Genomic DNA, 14,284 nt, shown 5'->3' on the forward strand with positions numbered 1-14,284 from the left:
CGAACGGATCCGTAATGGGATGCGGTGTCAGGCTTCGCTTGGGTGAAACCGCTTCACCCGATGCAGCGTGTTCTTGTCGGTGTGATGCATCGTGACTCCGGCGGCGACCAGTCGCAGGGTGAGGTCCGAGGTGTAGCTGAAGGTCTCGTCGTCGACGATGGTGAACGAACTGGTGAAGTCCTTGATCTCCGCGCGCTCCATCAGATACTTGTTCTGCAGGATTCCGTACGACGGGTCACCCGGCTTCGCATCGAAGTGGAGTTCCCGATCGTGCGGGCCTGCGTCGCTTCCCGCCAGGATCGCGATTCCGCGGCCGAACACGACGTTGCGCATCACCTGGCCGTTGATCTTGTCCCACAGCAGGAAGCCGATCTCGTCGTGGAACGGGTCCATTCCCTCCTCGCCGTGCCGCCATGCGGTCATCGAGTAGTTCAGGCCCCACAGGGTCTGCTGTCCGTTCTCTTGGACCGGGATCGGCGAGAACGAGGCCTTCTCGAAGTACGACGTGTGGCTCGTCTCATCGTCGTCGTTGTGGTACGAGAGGTCCACTCCGATATCGCCCTCCCACTCGCCGACCAGCGGAGTCAGCGGGCCGAGCTTCTGTGGGCCGCGGATCTCGCTGAGGTCGGGGGTCTCGGGGGTCTCGGGGGTCTCGGCGGTGGTGGTCATGGTGTCTCCAATCGTCTGGGGTCGCATCCGTCTGGGCTGACGTTCGCGCGGCTGCGGGACATGCCGCTAGGGCACGCCTAATGCAAGTCTTGCATAACGCAAGACTTGAATCACGCGAAGCGAACGTCCGTCGCAGATTGCGACGGACGTGGTCAGCGTGGTGGGGAGGCGGGCCGGTTCACAGCGGGAGGTGACGACGCGACTCGTGGTCGTCGTCGCCGGTGTCGAGTGCCTCGTGCAGCGTACGAAGCGCGTCGGCGCATGCTGCGCGCTGCTGCGGGTCCAGGCTGTCGAGGGCCGTGGACAGCTCGTGCCGACGACGGTCGACGACCTGCTGGACGGACCGACGCCCGGCGTCGGTCAGCTGCAGTGTCACCACGCTTCGATTCGTGGAGTCGATGCTCCGGACGAGATGGCCGGACGTGTGCAGGCGGTCCGCGAGCCGGGTCACCGACGACCCCACGATGCCGAGTGCCCGCGCGCAGGTCACCGAACTGGATGGCCCCAGTTCGTGCAGGGCCAGGAGCAGCCGGAACTGGGGGAGTGAGATGTCGAGACTGTCGACGCTGCGCAGCGCCAGCCCGACGAGATCGCGCGTCGCGGACTCGAATGCGAGCACCTCGTCGAACGATGCTCCCGCCTGTGACTTGGCCCGGTCGTCGTCCACTCCGCGAGTATTGCACGCGGCGCGCCGATCAGTTTCCTGTGTGTGGTTCCCAGGTTCGGTCCGTAGACTCACGCCCCGGGGCGAGGGCATGGGGTGCTCGAGGTGTACTCAGATGCATCTTGAGCGTGTATTGGGTGCATTTGGGACTCGCGGAGGTGTCGACTTTGGAGCAGACCGTCGAAGGGGCGGAGCGTGTGAGGACTGGCGACGGGCAGACCGTCGTCGATGAACGCACGGCAGCGCCGCCGCGCCCGGCCCGACAACGTGCACTGACCGCCGACTTCGTTCGCGTCGTGCTGTTCGCAGGCGTCGTCGTGGCGCACAGCGTCGCCAAGATCAACACTGACCCAGACGTCTTTCGGTCCGCGCAATTGGTCGGGACCCTCCTGCACGTCACCCGATACGGTTTCGTCGCAGTCACCCTGTTCGTCCTGGTACTGAGCATGCGCGGGCGCACGATGAGCCCGGTCCAGTTCTGGCGACGACGATTCGGCCTGATCGTCGCTCCCTATCTCGTGTGGACCATTGTCTACACGACTGTCGACCATCTCGTCATCGAAGGCAATCCGTTTCCGTCGCCCGGGCGGTTCCTGCAGGACATGGGTTTCGCGATCATCTCCGGAACCGGCAAGTATCAGCTGTACTTCCTTCTCATCTCGATGCAGATCTACCTGTTCTTCCCAGTGATCTCGTGGGTCATCGATCGGACGATGAACCGGCCGTGGTCGGTGCTCTCGGCGGCGGCGGCCATCCAGATCCTCGTGTTCGTGACATACCAATGGCTGCCTCGCCCCAGTGGGTATGCCTGGGATCAGGTGTACGAGCACGCGTGGAAGTCGCTCCCGATGTACACGCTGTTCGTCGCGATCGGCGCACTCACCGCGGTACACCTCGACCGGATTCAGGCGTGGTTGCGCGCTCACGTCGTCCCCGTCGTTATCGCCTGCCTGATCGGCACGTCGGCGAGCGTCGCCGTCTACCTGTGGATGACCGCTCCCGGCGACGTCCCGTGGCAGGCCACCACTCCGTGGAACCCGCCGCTTCTGCTGTGGCTGGTCAGCGGAGTCGTTCTGCTGTGGCTCGTGGCAATGGGCTGGGACGGACTCCGCACCAGCGGGCGCAAGGTCGGCGCCCGGGCGGTCTCGTACGCGACGATCCGAGCCTTCGGTGTCTTCGCGGTCCACCCGCTGATCCTCGACCTCCTGGAACGAGTCGGGTTCTACAACGAGTTGGACGCGTGGTTCCCGAGCTCGGCAGCCACCCGCACCGCCATTCTGGTGATCGTGGTGCTCGCGGTGTCGCTGGTCGTGGTCGATCTGCTGCTGCGCACTCCTGCTGCGAAGTGGCTGGTCGCGCGCGACCGGATCCCGCTCAGTAGAAACCCGACAGTGAAGAGCCTGATGGAGAAGAGCCCGCTGGGCAAGAAGAAGGTCTCGACCGAATGATCGTCGCGTTCTCCGTCGCCCCGTCCGGGGCGCCGTCCGACCCGTCCGTGACACAGTCGGCAACCGATCAAGCGAGCGTCCACGAGGCGGTCGCCGCGGCAGTGCGGATCGTCCGGGAATCCGGACTTCCCAACCGGACGAGCGCCATGTTCACCGAGATCGAAGGCGACTGGGACGAAGTGATGGACGTCGTGCGACGGGCCACCGACGAGGCCGGCCGTTACGGATCGCGCGTCTCGCTGGTCCTCAAGGCCGATATCCGTCCGGGACACACCGGCGAGATCGACGGCAAGCTCGACCGCGTCGAGAAGGCTCTCGGGCGCTAGATTCGGCGCGAACCCGTCAGCCCTGACGGCCCTTGAATCGCGGGTTCTTCTTATTGATGACGACCGTTCTTCCGCGTCGTCGGACGAGTTGTGCGCCGGGCTGATTCTTGAGCGAGCGGAGCGAGTTCCGTACCTTCATGCCCGCCACTCTAACGGTAATGACAATCGTTAACAAAATGCGGTGGAGTGTGCGGCGTGCGCGGCGGTCGAGTCGGTAGCGTGAACAGTCGGGTGCGTTCGGCGTCTGTTCCATACCGACGAGAGGTGCCCGTGTCCGAAACCGCCGCCGATATCCGACTCGTGGTCTGCGACATGGACGGCACGCTGCTCGACGCCGACGGTGCGGTACCCGGCGACTTCTGGCCGCTCCTGCGTGAGATGACCGCCCGCGGAATCGCGTTCGTCCCCGCCAGCGGCAGGCAGTACCAGAGCCTCGCGCGGTTGTTCGAGGCATTCGACTCGACGCTGTCGTACGTCGCGGAGAACGGAGCCGTCGCCGTCCACAACGGTGCACTGCTGCACGCATCGGCGATGGACCGCGCATTCGTGCGCCGTGCGATCCTCGCCGTCCGTGCAGCGAACGCCGAGGGCGCTCGGCTGGCCGCTGTCGTGTGCCGTGCCGACGGAGCCCTCATCGAGTCGACGAATCCAGCCTTCGCCGCCCACGCTGGGACCTATTGCGCGGTGCTCGACCAGGTGGACGACCTGACTGCGAACACGTCGGGCGTCGTCAAGATCGCGATCTACGACTTCGACGATGCGGCAGCGACCGCGGAGGGCGTCCTCGCACCGCTCGGCCGAGATCATGCCCTCGTCGTGTCGGGCGCGCACTGGCTCGACATCACCGGATACGGCGTCCACAAGGCGGTCGGCGTCCGCCGACTCCAGGAGGAACTCGGAGTCGGCCCATCGCAGACGGCCGTCTTCGGCGACTATCTCAACGACCTGGAGATGCTCGACGCCGCCGACTACTCGTACGCGATGGCCAATGCGCACCCGGACGTGGCGGCCCGCGCCCGCTATCGCGCTCCGTCGAACGTCGACCACGGCGTGGTGACCGTGTTGACCGAACTGCTCACGTGAGCCTCGGTCCGACTGGCTCGAATCCTCTAGGGTGCTAAGTCATGACCGCTGAGAAGGATCTGGCCGCCCGGCTGCTCGATGCGCAAGTCGAGTTCACCCGCAGGCAGCTGACCGATCCCGACGAGTTCGCTGCGCTGGTGCACGACGAGATCACCCACGCCCTCGACGACGCCTCCCAGATCACGCTGTCCGAGTCGGTGTCGCGAGACCTGATCAAAGCGGTCGCCCACAAGTACGCGATCGCGTTCCCGGTCGAGGGGGCGATCCCCGAACTCGTCGGACGCGTCGCGGCACGGTTGTACGACATCACCGCTGCCGAAGACGTCGGGCCTGCCGATCTGATCGGTCGGAAGCAGCTCGACGACCTGACCGACGACATCGCGCAGCTCGGCCTGTCGCAGCGGCTGGTGCAGCGGTTGCTCGACTCGCCCGCGACCGTCGACACGTTCGTGGAAGTCGTCCAACGATCGGTCGACTCGTCGCGGCTCCCGAGTGGCCTGGGCCGATTCGTCGACGGCGCCGTCGAGTCGGTCGTCCGGCACGGCGCGGCGTTCGTGTTGCGCGCCAACAGGTCCGACTCTGACGAGCTCCTCGCGGACACGATGCGCGATCTGTCGCGCGCAGGGACCGGGAAGAGTGTCGGTGACCTGAGCTCGCTCGTCGAGCCCGGCGACCTGGAAGACGTCGTCGTCCTCGTCTTCGAGTTCTGGCGTGCGTTCCGTGACACCGAGTATTTTGCGGGACTTCTGGCGGCAGGAGTCGACGAGGTGTTCGACACCTACGGCGACACCGCGCTGGACGATCTGCTCACCGACCTCGGTATCGGGTACGACGATCTCGTCGAGGAAGGTCTCCGGTTCGGTCCGCCGGTCATCGCCGACTTGGACCGCCGCGGACTCCTCGAACCGTCGCTGCGTCGGCGTTTCGCGCCGTTCTACGCCTCGCAGGAGTTCCGCGACGCGGTCGGCTCCGTAGACTGACCCGGGCCAACACGCCGGGTCACTACAGGACCTGCGACAAGAACGCGCGGAGTCGTTCGCTGCCCGCGTCGTCGAACAGCTTCGCCGGCGAGCCGGTTTCGACGACTGACCCCTCGTCCATGAAGACGACGTGGTCGGACACGTCGCGGGCGTAGCCCATCTCGTGCGTGACGACGACCATCGTCATCCCCTCTTTCGACAGTTCGGCCATCAACGAGAGAACGCCCTTGACGAGTTCGGGGTCGAGCGCGCTCGTCGCCTCGTCGAAGAACATGATCTCCGGCTTCATCGCGAGCGCTCGCGCGATCGCCACACGTTGCTGCTGTCCGCCGGACAGGGTGGCCGGGCGGGCGTCGGCCTTGTGTTTGAGGCCGACGGCGTCGAGCTCGGCGAGAGCGAGTTCGTGCGACTCATCCTTGCTCAGACCGCGGAGCTTGCGGGGCGCCAGTGCGACGTTCTGCGCGACGGTCTTGTGGGGAAACAGGTTGAACTGCTGGAAGACCATGCCGATCCGCCGACGCAGTTCGTCCGGGTCGTCGCCGAGGACCGAACGGCCGTCGATGAGGATGTCGCCCTGATCGGGCTCGTGGAGTCGGTTCAGCACGCGCAGGAGCGTCGACTTGCCTGAGCCGGACGGCCCGATGACGGTGGTCGTCGTGCCCGCGTCCACCTGGATGTCGACACCGCGCAGCACATGGTTGTCGCCGAATGACAGGTGCAGGTCGGTGCCAGTCAAGGAGACCGCGGAGTCGGAGCTGACCAGCGGAGTGGTCACCGGCGGGGTGGGATCGCTCATTGGGAGGTCAGGCCTTTCCGGTGCGCAGGCGCTTGTCGATGTAGTTGACCAGATGGGTCAGCGGGACGGTGAGGATCAGGTACAGCAACCCGGCGGCGAGTAGCGGAGTCAGGTTGCCGCTGTCGGCGTTGAAGTCCTTGCCGACTGCGAACAAGTCGCGCTGGGTCACGGTGAGGCCGAGGAAGTAGATCAGCGATGAGTCCTTGATGAGGACGATGAACTGGTTCATCAGCGCGGGTAGGACGCGACGGACGCCCTGCGGCACGACGACGAGCGACATCGAGGAGCGGTAGGAGAAGCCGAGCGCACGCGAGGCCTCCATCTGGCCGCTCTCCACACTCTGGATGCCGGACCGGAAGATCTCGCCGATATACGCCGCCGCGAGCAGACCCAGGGCGATCGAACCGAGCCAGAACGGGTTGCCGCCGGTGATGTTCTTGACCACCGGGCCGAAGCCGAGCCCGACCATGAGGATGACGACGACGGCGGGGAGTCCGCGGAAGACGTCGGTGTAGACGCGGGCGGGCCAGCGTAGCCACCGGGTGCGGGAGATGCCTGCCACGGCGAGCAGCATGCCGAGGACGGTGCCGATGACGCCAGAGGTCAGCGCGATCTTCAACGTGTTCGGCAGCCCGGTGGTGACCAGGTCAGGCAGTGCTCGACGGAACTGTTCGCCGCTGAAGAACGTGTCGCCGAGTTGTGCCAGAGTGCTCTTCGGGGCGACGGCCTCGGTCTTCTGAGCGCCCGCGTTCTCCGCGGCGATCTTCTCGAAGTCCGGGAGCTGCGGCATCGGCGCGGCCTTTGACCCGGGCTTCCATCCGTCCGGGAGTTCGCGCGGAGCCCAGTCCTGGTACAGCGTCGACCAGGTGCCGTCGGCGATGATCGCGTCGAGCGCACTGTTGAGGGCGTCGGTGAGCTTCGTGTTGCCCTTGCCGACGGCCCATCCGGTGAAGTTGTTGATGCTGAACGTGTTCTCCAGGATCGCGATGCCGTCGGCGGCCTGGACTGTTCCTTCGGCCTGCTGGCTGGGGGCGACCCACGCGTCGATCTGGCCGGAGCGAAGGTTCGCGTACGCGGTCGCGTAGTCGGGGTACTTGACCGGGTCGAGATGCAGGGTGTTCGCGACATAGTCGTCCTGCACCGTGCCCTGCACGACGCCGATGCGCGTGCCTGCATTCAAGTCGGCGAAACTCTGCACGGGGCCGTCGACCGGTGCCGCGAGTGCGAAGTAGCCGAAGTCGTAACCGTTGGTGAAGTCGACAGTCTGCCGACGTTCGTCGGTAGTGGTGATCGACGACGACCCGACGTCGAAACGCTTGCCTGCCACTTGCGCGAGCAGCCCGGAGAACTCGGTGCCGACGAATTCGACCTTCAGCCCGAGCTTGTCGGCCATGGCGCGAAGCATCTCGTTGTCCATGCCCGTGTACTGCTGCTGGGAGTTCACGCAGATGCTCGGGGGAGCGTCGCCGAGGGTGCCGACGATGATCGTCCCCGGTTTGATGAGGCCGAGATCGGAGGTGTCGATCTGATCGAGCGGCGTGACGTTCGGCGTTGTGAACTCGTCCGGCGCCTGAGCGCTCTTCGCGAGGTTGGTCGGCGCCGCCGACGCGCTGGCGACTCCGGGCGGGGCGCACAACCCCTCGTCTTCACCGTCGCCGGACGAGGACCCGCACGCCGCGAGAGCGCCGATCAGGAGCACCACGATGAGCACAGGTAACCACCGGCGAGCCGAGCGCGGGCCGCGAACCCGCTGCCGGGCCGTGTGAAGGACAGTCATGGTTGGTCAGATTAGTCCGACCGGAACGATGTACCCATAGATACAACCGGGCTGGGGATAAGTCGGTCCCACGATCGGTCAGCCGCGAGATCAGTCAGGGCATACGACTGCGCCCCGGACCGTGTGGTCCGGGGCGCAGTGGATGAAGTTCGGGTCGCGGATTCAGTTCGCGGCCTCGTATGCGGCGATCACATCGGCGGGAATGCGGCCGCGGTCGCTCACGGTGAATCCGTTCTCGTTGGCCCACTGGCGGATCACTCGCGTATTGGCGGCCGGGCGCGCGGCACCGGTGGCGCGGCGCTGCGATGCGCGACCGACGGACCGTGATGCCGCGACATACGTGGCGACGTGGTTACGGAATTCTTCGGCGTGCTCGGGAGAGGTATCGAACTCGTAGCTCTTGCCGTCGAGGCTCCAGCGAACGGTCTCGTATTCGTCGAGTTCCGCACCGTCGATGTCGTCGACGATCTTGATTACAGTCTTCTTTGCCACGTGGCGCCCCTCAATAGAATTTCTTCGGGTAATTCGTCGCCTACTGTACACATGATCAGCGAGTAGGCACCACACGAGAATGCGACGTCGACCCAGATGTTTCGTCGTCTACTCCGGTCAATGATTTCGGTGCACGAGCATCCGCCCTGATCTCGGTGTAACCGTCGTCAGTCAAAGCGAATCCGGTGCCCGAGTCCGATTCAACGCAATAGACGTCGGTGTCCTGCGATAAACATGCGAAACGGCCGACGGTGATCGCTGATCCGGATGGGATGCTCCGCGAGCGGAACAACGCCGAGTAACGGTTCGCGCAGCCTCCTTCGGACGCTCCGTCACTGGAGAGCACCGCGAGTTCACGGTCCCACGAACAGTCGGGATCCTCTTTCGCAGGCGGACTCTTGGGCCCTTTCACCGTGTCGGAGGTGCAGACCAGTGCGTTCGCGCCGTTGTTACCGGTAGAACACCGGATCTCGCGGTCGGCAGAAGAGAAGTGATATCCGGAGACGTCCTCCCGTGTGCCGTCCTTTCTGGAAGCGGCTACTTGGAACTCCGAATTACTCACCCGCGGAGCGCTTTTGATGACTCTTTCAAAGCTCCACTCGGACGGGATGTCGTTCGACTGGGAGCGGCTGGTCTTCGAGGTCTCCGACAACGTCGACGGTTTCGTCTCGGTGGACAACTGGTCCGTGCTGGGGATGACGATCCGGTCCGGCGTCCCCTGCGCCGAGAGGAGGCCGCAGCCACTGAGCGTCAGCATGGCGAGAAGGGCGATTGTGCCGATCGCACCGCGTTGTCCGTACCCTTGCACTGTGGCGACCCCCAAAATCGTGCTCTTCTATGTGTTCACGCCGCTGCCCGATCCGGAGGCGATCCGGCTCTGGCAGCACCGGGTATGCGAGTCCCTGGGCTTGCGCGGCAGGATCATCGTGTCATCCCACGGCATCAATGCAACAGTGGGCGGCGACATCCGCGAAGTGAAACGGTACGTGAAAGCCACGCGTGAGTATGCGGCATTTCGCGATGCCGACATCAAATGGTCCGACGGGGTGGGTGAGGACTTTCCTCGCCTGACGGTCAGAGTACGGCCGGAGATAGTCACGTTCGGGGTACCGGACGAGGTCGAAGTGGACGAGAACGGTGTCGTCGGGGGAGGGACCCGACTGAGCCCCGACGAACTCCACACGTTGATCGACGAACGCGGTGACGAAGTCGCATTCCTTGACGGCCGAAATGCGATTGAGGCACAGATCGGACGATTCCGCGGCGCAATCGTGCCAGATGTCGACACCACCCGTGACTTCGTCGGGCTTCTCGAAAGCGGAGAACTCGACCATCTCAAACACGCGCCGATCGTGACCTATTGCACGGGAGGCGTGCGCTGTGAGGTTCTCAGTGCACTGATGCGACATCGAGGATTCACTGACGTGTATCAACTCGACGGCGGAATAGTCCGATACGGCGAGCGTTTCGCAGACCAAGGCCTGTGGGAAGGCTCCCTGTATGTATTCGACAAACGAATGTCGATCGAATTCGGCAGTCCGACGGTCATCGGACGATGCGTCGAATGCGGGACGCCGACCTCGCGCGTCGTCAATCACCCCGATCGGAACGGCCGTGAACTGGCAGTCGCCTGTGAAGAATGTGTGCCGACCGGTGCGTGAACGACATATTCCGGTCGTCGTACTCGCCGGATTCCTCGGTGCGGGCAAGACGACGTTGCTCAATCATGTTCTGAGCAATGCGGACGGCAGACGTATCGGTGTTCTGGTCAACGACTTCGGCTCGATCAACGTCGATGCTCTTCTCGTGTCCGGTGTGGCGGGCGGCACCGTCACCCTCGAGAACGGATGCATGTGCTGCACGACCGATGCTGACGGTCTCGGTGACGCGATCGGTGCGCTGTCCGCACCGAGTGCGGGTCTGGACGCGATCCTCATCGAGGCGAGTGGAATCGCCGAACCGAGCGCACTGATCCGGTTGGTGCTCGCCGCGTGCGGTCCGACCGCGTCGTACGGCGGTCTGGTCTACGTCCTCGACGCCGTCGCGCTGATGCGCACCGTCGCCGACTTTCCATCCGTGCGCGATCACGTCGGGATCGCCGACCTCGTGGTCTGCAACAAGGCCGACCTCGTCGACGAGGCGGCACTCCAGTCGGTGCGCGGTCTGGTCGCCGCCGCGAATCCGACGGCCCCGACCGTCGTCGTCAGCGATGCTGCGGTCGATCCGTCGATGATGTTCGACGATGCGCCCGAGCGCGCCGTCGACGTCGGCGTGCGGCAACTCGCTCTGGACGAACTCCTCGCGGAGGAGGCGGCCGAGCACGATCACAGTGCTCACCTGCACGCCGCCTTCGAGTCCACGTCGATCCAGACGCCGGATGCGGCGGACCCGCGTCGTCTCGCGCGCTTCCTGGAACGCCCACCGGTCGGCACGTACCGGATCAAGGGTCGAGTGTTCCTCGACGTCGCGGGGCACCGCGATCACGCGTACGTGGTGCACGCGGTCGGCGGCATAGTCCGGGTGACGACGCAGGCGTGGGCCGATCAGACGCCGGGCACGTCACTCGTGGTGATCGGCGCAGGCCTCGACGTCGCCGCAGCAGACGACGCGCTCGCCCAGGTCGTCGCCCCGCCCGGCGTCGACGGCGGCGTAGACGACGAGTACGGCATCCTGCACATCACCCGTTACATCGTCGACGAGCAGATCCCGTCAGCCCAGAAGGGGCGAGGCGAGCCAGTCGGCGTCGATGCCGACCCATCCGGCGGCGAGATGCAGCGCACCGGTGAGCCAGAGGGTGGCGATCACAATGGCGCAGGTCGCGATGCCGAGCAGGATCTGGGCTAGTAGGTTGCCGTCGATGTACCGGGAGTAGAAGGCGTTGAGCTTCTCCATGATCCACCGGCGAAGGCGGGCCGCCCACTCGAGTTCCTGCGACAGGATCAGCAAGCCGAGGAAGACGATGGCCCACCCCGGGCCCGGGTACGGAATAGTGATCACGCCGACGGCTGTGACCAGCACGCCGACGACGATCGTCACGTAGCGGAGTAGGAAGCCGTAGCGGTGATTGTGGCGCAGGTCGTGATACTTGGCGCCGATTCTGGAGAACATGCGGGGCTTTCCGGTGGGGACGGGCCGACGTCCGGACTCTACAGGCTCTGCACCTACGTGCTTGGGGCTCACGCGCTCGGGGCCTACGGGCTCTGGCGTCTCTACAGGCTCGGGGGTCACAGCCGGTTAACGATTTCCCTCCGCGGAAGGTTCCCGTTCGACAGCGACCCTCAACTACTGATTGACTGTTACGCAAGTTATCAGTGTGAAAGCTGATGTGTCGTCTGGAAAGGGAGCAGCGCCGATGAACGCTGTCCGTGCACGCCGTGGAACACTCGCCGCGGCATCGCTCGTCGCAACCGCAGCACTGAGTCTCGGGCTGGTGAACGCGCCGTCGTCGGAAGCCGCGCCGCTTCCGGGCGCAGGCAAGGATCTCGCCGGGAAGACGATCTTCCTCGACCCCGGTCACCAGGGGTCTGCCGCAGGTCACGACCTCAACAAGCAGGTGCCGGACGGGCGGGGCGGCAAGAAGGCCTGCCAGACCACCGGGGCGACCGCGGTGACCGGCAAGGCCGAGCACACCGTCAACTGGGAGGTCTCCCAGTTGGTGAAGGCGGCACTCGAGAGCAAGGGCGCCCGCGTGGTGTTGAGCCGCAAGGACGACACCGGCTGGGGCGGGTGCGTCGACGAGCGCGCCGAAGCCGCCAGCCGGTCCGGCGCCGCGGTCGCGGTCAGTCTGCACGCCGATTCGACGAGCAAGACCGCCGACAACTCGAAGAGTGGCTTCCACCTGATCGTCCCGACCCTGCCGCTGCCGGACAAGGCCGCGGACAAAGCGCAGGCGAGTGAAGGCCGCAAGGCGTCCAACACGATGCGCGACGCACTGGTCAAGGCGGGGCTGCAGCCAGCAGGGTATGCGGGCGCCGTCGACGGAATCCAGACGCGTGCGGACATCGCAGGCGTCAACCTGACCCGTGTCCCCGCGGTGTTCGTCGAGATGGGCAATCTGTCGAACCCGGCCGAGGCCAAGTCGTTGTCGTCGCCGCAGGGCGCCGCGAAGTACGCGATGGCGATCACCGACGGGATCACGTCGTACGTCGACGGCAAGGCGAGCTCGGCCAATCCGACCGCACCTGTTCCGGCGCCCGGCGACGACAAGTCGAGCCAGGGCGTCGACCCGCGGGAGCAGGCGTCGCCGGAGTCGGACGACTCCGCCGGAGGCGTCGACCTCGCCGGACTCGCCGCGGCCGGCCCGCTGTTCGAGAAGATCGCGAAGGCCAATAGCCCGCAGGAGGCGCAGCGCATCCTGATGACCGAGGGGCAGGACGTGTCGGCAGAGGTCCTCAAAGCGATGCTGTCGGTCGTGTACGCCGTCTTCGGCGGCAAACTGCCCGTCTGATCCTGAGGCCGGGACGCCCGCAGGGTCGGGGGCGGTTGTGACTCACCGGTTAGGCTTGTGACATGGGCCATGATCCGCAGGGACTTCTGACCACGATCCGCGAGCTGTTCTGGGTTCCGACCCCGGTTCCTACCTTGCGCGGCCGCACGGTGCTGATCACCGGAGCAGCCAGCGGGATCGGGCGCGCCACGGCGCTCGCCGCAGCGCGGGAGGGCACCGACCTCGTCCTGACCGACCTGCACCCCGATCCGTTGGACGCGGTGGTCGCCGAGGTCGGCGCAAGCGGCGGATCCGTCGTCTACCACGCTGCGGGCGACGTGTCGGACTACGACTGGGTGGCGTCGTTCGCCCGAGCCGTCGACGCGGAGGTCGGCGTCATGGACGTCGTCATGAACGTCGCCGGGATCTCGGCGTGGGGGACCGTCGAGAATCTCCAGCACCGTCACTGGCGCAAACTCGTGGAAGTCAACCTGATGGGTCCGATCCACATCATCGAGAGCTTCGTCCCGCAGATGGTGCGGCGCGGGGCAGGCGGCCAGGTGGTCAACGTGTCGTCCGCCGCGGGGCTTCTCGCACTTCCGTGGCACGCCGCGTACAGCGCCAGCAAGTTCGGCATCCGCGGCGTCTCCGAAGTGCTGCGCTACGACCTTCGTCGGCACAACATCGGGGTGTCGCTCGTCTGCCCGGGCGGGGTGGACACGCCGCTCGTCGGAACCGTCGAGATCGTCGGTCTCGACCGGAGTGATCCGCGTGTTGCGGCGCAGGTCGATGGCTTTCACAAGATCGCGGTGACGCCGGAGAAGGCGGCGCAGGCCATCGTCCGCGGCGTGGTGAAGAACAAGTTCATGGTCTACACGTCGATCGACGTGCGATTCGGGTACTGGTGGGCGCGCAAGTTCGCGTTCCCGTACGAAGTCGCGATGCGGATCGCGAACAACCGGTTCGACCACCTCTCGCGGCTGGCCGGACTCGGATCGTCGCACGGAGCCGACGACGGCGCGCCCTCGGTCTCGTCGAAGCCGACCGACTGACGTGGCGCGGACCCTGATCGTCTCGGCGACGCACGCCGAGGCGGCTCACGTGCCGTCCGGCGCCGATCTCCTCGTGACCGGAATCGGCAAGGTTCGCGCCGCGATGGCGCTGACCCGGCGCCTCGAGCGCGGTGAGTACAAGCGTGTCGTCAACATCGGGACTGCCGGGGCCCTGCACGACCACCATGCGGGTCTGTTCGTGCCGTCGGTCGTCATCGAGCACGACATCAGTGCCGCAGCGTTGACGGCCATCGGTTACGACACCGTCGACCGATGGGAGGTCGCAGGCGGCGACGGCACCGTCCTGGCCACCGGCGACACCTTCGTCACCGATCCCGATCATCGTGCGATGCTGGCCGAACGCGCCGACCTCGTCGACATGGAGGGGGCGGCGATCGCCCAGGTCTGCGCCCACTACCGAATCCCGATCACGCTGGTGAAGGCGGTCAGCGATCAAGCCGACGATTCAGCGATGGACTGGCCGCAGGTCGTCGACGCGGCGGCGCGCGACCTGGCCGACTGGCTGCGGAGCGCGGGAGTGGAATACGCCATAAACTAACGGCTTTAGATA

General features: G+C 65.6%; 15 protein-coding genes and 1 pseudogene. 9 read left to right on the forward strand and 7 right to left on the reverse strand.

Annotated elements, in window-relative coordinates:
• Positions 1-27: 27 nt before the first annotated feature.
• Together L5G32_RS13510 and L5G32_RS13515 are read right to left on the reverse strand one after the other, a co-directional pair.
• Positions 28-669: a heme-binding beta-barrel domain-containing protein gene (locus L5G32_RS13510; protein WP_237011579.1), complete on the reverse strand. Its 642-nt coding sequence runs from the start codon at positions 667-669 to the stop codon at positions 28-30.
• A 178-nt stretch (positions 670-847) separates the two neighbouring features.
• A complete protein-coding gene (locus tag L5G32_RS13515; RefSeq protein ID WP_237011580.1) occupies positions 848-1,336 on the reverse strand; it encodes a MarR family winged helix-turn-helix transcriptional regulator in 489 nt (162 codons plus the stop codon).
• Between the two features lie 194 nt (positions 1,337-1,530).
• On the opposite strand from L5G32_RS13515, the gene L5G32_RS13520 reads away from it, so the two are divergent.
• Together L5G32_RS13520 and L5G32_RS13525 are read left to right on the forward strand one after the other, a co-directional pair.
• Entirely contained in the window at positions 1,531-2,781 is a 1,251-nt protein-coding gene (locus tag L5G32_RS13520; protein ID WP_237011581.1) for an acyltransferase, read from the forward strand.
• Positions 2,778-3,107 carry a thiamine-binding protein gene (locus tag L5G32_RS13525; RefSeq protein ID WP_237011582.1) on the forward strand — a complete coding sequence of 110 codons (330 nt, stop codon included), beginning with the start codon at positions 2,778-2,780 and terminating at the stop codon, positions 3,105-3,107. The genes L5G32_RS13520 and L5G32_RS13525 overlap by 4 nt, the downstream gene beginning before the upstream one ends.
• A gap of 16 nt (positions 3,108-3,123) precedes the next feature.
• Here the strand turns inward: L5G32_RS13525 and ykgO are convergent, their stop codons facing one another.
• Complete coding sequence (gene ykgO / locus L5G32_RS13530) at positions 3,124-3,246, reverse strand: type B 50S ribosomal protein L36 (protein ID WP_237011583.1); 123 nt, start codon at positions 3,244-3,246, stop codon at positions 3,124-3,126.
• Between the two features lie 131 nt (positions 3,247-3,377).
• Here ykgO and L5G32_RS13535 point away from each other — a divergent pair, with 131 nt between their 5' ends.
• Both L5G32_RS13535 and L5G32_RS13540 read left to right on the forward strand, forming a co-directional pair.
• Positions 3,378-4,190, forward strand: a complete 813-nt coding sequence (locus tag L5G32_RS13535; protein WP_237011584.1) for a Cof-type HAD-IIB family hydrolase — start codon at positions 3,378-3,380, stop codon at positions 4,188-4,190.
• Between the two features lie 41 nt (positions 4,191-4,231).
• The gene (locus L5G32_RS13540; protein ID WP_237011585.1) at positions 4,232-5,170 is read left to right on the forward strand and encodes a hypothetical protein; all 939 of its coding nucleotides are present in this window, start codon (positions 4,232-4,234) and stop codon (positions 5,168-5,170) included.
• 22 nt (positions 5,171-5,192) lie between these two features.
• On the opposite strand, the gene L5G32_RS13545 is transcribed toward L5G32_RS13540, so the two are convergent.
• The 3 genes from L5G32_RS13545 to L5G32_RS13555 form a co-directional block, all read right to left on the reverse strand.
• On the reverse strand, positions 5,193-5,966 hold the full coding sequence (locus L5G32_RS13545; RefSeq protein ID WP_237011586.1) for an amino acid ABC transporter ATP-binding protein: 774 nt from the start codon (positions 5,964-5,966) through the stop codon (positions 5,193-5,195).
• A gap of 7 nt (positions 5,967-5,973) precedes the next feature.
• The gene (locus L5G32_RS13550) at positions 5,974-7,743 is read right to left on the reverse strand and encodes an ABC transporter substrate-binding protein/permease (RefSeq protein WP_237011587.1); all 1,770 of its coding nucleotides are present in this window, start codon (positions 7,741-7,743) and stop codon (positions 5,974-5,976) included.
• 162 nt (positions 7,744-7,905) lie between these two features.
• Entirely contained in the window at positions 7,906-8,235 is a 330-nt protein-coding gene (locus L5G32_RS13555; RefSeq protein WP_237011588.1) for a histone-like nucleoid-structuring protein Lsr2, read from the reverse strand.
• Between the two features lie 809 nt (positions 8,236-9,044).
• Between L5G32_RS13555 and trhO the strand changes: the two genes are divergently transcribed.
• Together trhO and L5G32_RS13565 are read left to right on the forward strand one after the other, a co-directional pair.
• Positions 9,045-9,896, forward strand: coding sequence for an oxygen-dependent tRNA uridine(34) hydroxylase TrhO (trhO, locus tag L5G32_RS13560; RefSeq protein WP_237011589.1), 852 nt, complete (start codon positions 9,045-9,047; stop codon positions 9,894-9,896).
• A pseudogene (locus L5G32_RS13565) lies at positions 9,889-10,929 on the forward strand (CobW family GTP-binding protein); the annotation flags it as partial. The gene trhO and the pseudogene L5G32_RS13565, both read left to right, overlap by 8 nt.
• A 15-nt stretch (positions 10,930-10,944) precedes the next feature.
• Here L5G32_RS13565 and L5G32_RS13570 read toward each other — a convergent pair.
• Complete coding sequence (locus L5G32_RS13570; RefSeq protein ID WP_265738994.1) at positions 10,945-11,343, reverse strand: TIGR02611 family protein; 399 nt, start codon at positions 11,341-11,343, stop codon at positions 10,945-10,947.
• 244 nt (positions 11,344-11,587) lie between these two features.
• On the opposite strand from L5G32_RS13570, the gene L5G32_RS13575 reads away from it, so the two are divergent.
• From L5G32_RS13575 to L5G32_RS13585, 3 genes are all read left to right on the forward strand, one after another.
• Entirely contained in the window at positions 11,588-12,682 is a 1,095-nt protein-coding gene (locus tag L5G32_RS13575; RefSeq protein WP_237011591.1) for an N-acetylmuramoyl-L-alanine amidase, read from the forward strand.
• 62 nt (positions 12,683-12,744) lie between these two features.
• Positions 12,745-13,713 (forward strand): SDR family oxidoreductase, encoded by a 969-nt coding sequence (locus L5G32_RS13580; protein ID WP_237011592.1) that lies wholly within the window; start codon positions 12,745-12,747, stop codon positions 13,711-13,713.
• Position 13,714: 1 nt separating this feature from the next.
• Positions 13,715-14,272, forward strand: a complete 558-nt coding sequence (locus L5G32_RS13585) for a nucleosidase (protein WP_237011593.1) — start codon at positions 13,715-13,717, stop codon at positions 14,270-14,272.
• The last annotated feature ends 12 nt before the right edge of the window (positions 14,273-14,284 follow it).

This window comes from Gordonia zhenghanii (assembly GCF_021738965.1).
Classification (GTDB): domain Bacteria; phylum Actinomycetota; class Actinomycetes; order Mycobacteriales; family Mycobacteriaceae; genus Gordonia; species Gordonia zhenghanii.

Excerpts from the sequence above, each read along its gene's own strand:
- L5G32_RS13510 (WP_237011579.1), bottom strand. The coding sequence starts at position 669 with ATGACCACCACCGCCGAGACCCCCGAGACCCCCGAGACCCCCGACCTC.
- L5G32_RS13525 (WP_237011582.1), top strand. The coding sequence starts at position 2,778 with ATGATCGTCGCGTTCTCCGTCGCCCCGTCCGGGGCGCCGTCCGACCCG.
- ykgO (WP_237011583.1), bottom strand. The coding sequence starts at position 3,246 with ATGAAGGTACGGAACTCGCTCCGCTCGCTCAAGAATCAGCCCGGCGCA.
- L5G32_RS13540 (WP_237011585.1), top strand. The coding sequence starts at position 4,232 with ATGACCGCTGAGAAGGATCTGGCCGCCCGGCTGCTCGATGCGCAAGTC.
- L5G32_RS13545 (WP_237011586.1), bottom strand. The coding sequence starts at position 5,966 with ATGAGCGATCCCACCCCGCCGGTGACCACTCCGCTGGTCAGCTCCGAC.
- L5G32_RS13550 (WP_237011587.1), bottom strand. The coding sequence starts at position 7,743 with ATGACTGTCCTTCACACGGCCCGGCAGCGGGTTCGCGGCCCGCGCTCG.
- L5G32_RS13570 (WP_265738994.1), bottom strand. The coding sequence starts at position 11,343 with ATGTTCTCCAGAATCGGCGCCAAGTATCACGACCTGCGCCACAATCAC.
- L5G32_RS13575 (WP_237011591.1), top strand. The coding sequence starts at position 11,588 with ATGAACGCTGTCCGTGCACGCCGTGGAACACTCGCCGCGGCATCGCTC.
- L5G32_RS13580 (WP_237011592.1), top strand. The coding sequence starts at position 12,745 with ATGGGCCATGATCCGCAGGGACTTCTGACCACGATCCGCGAGCTGTTC.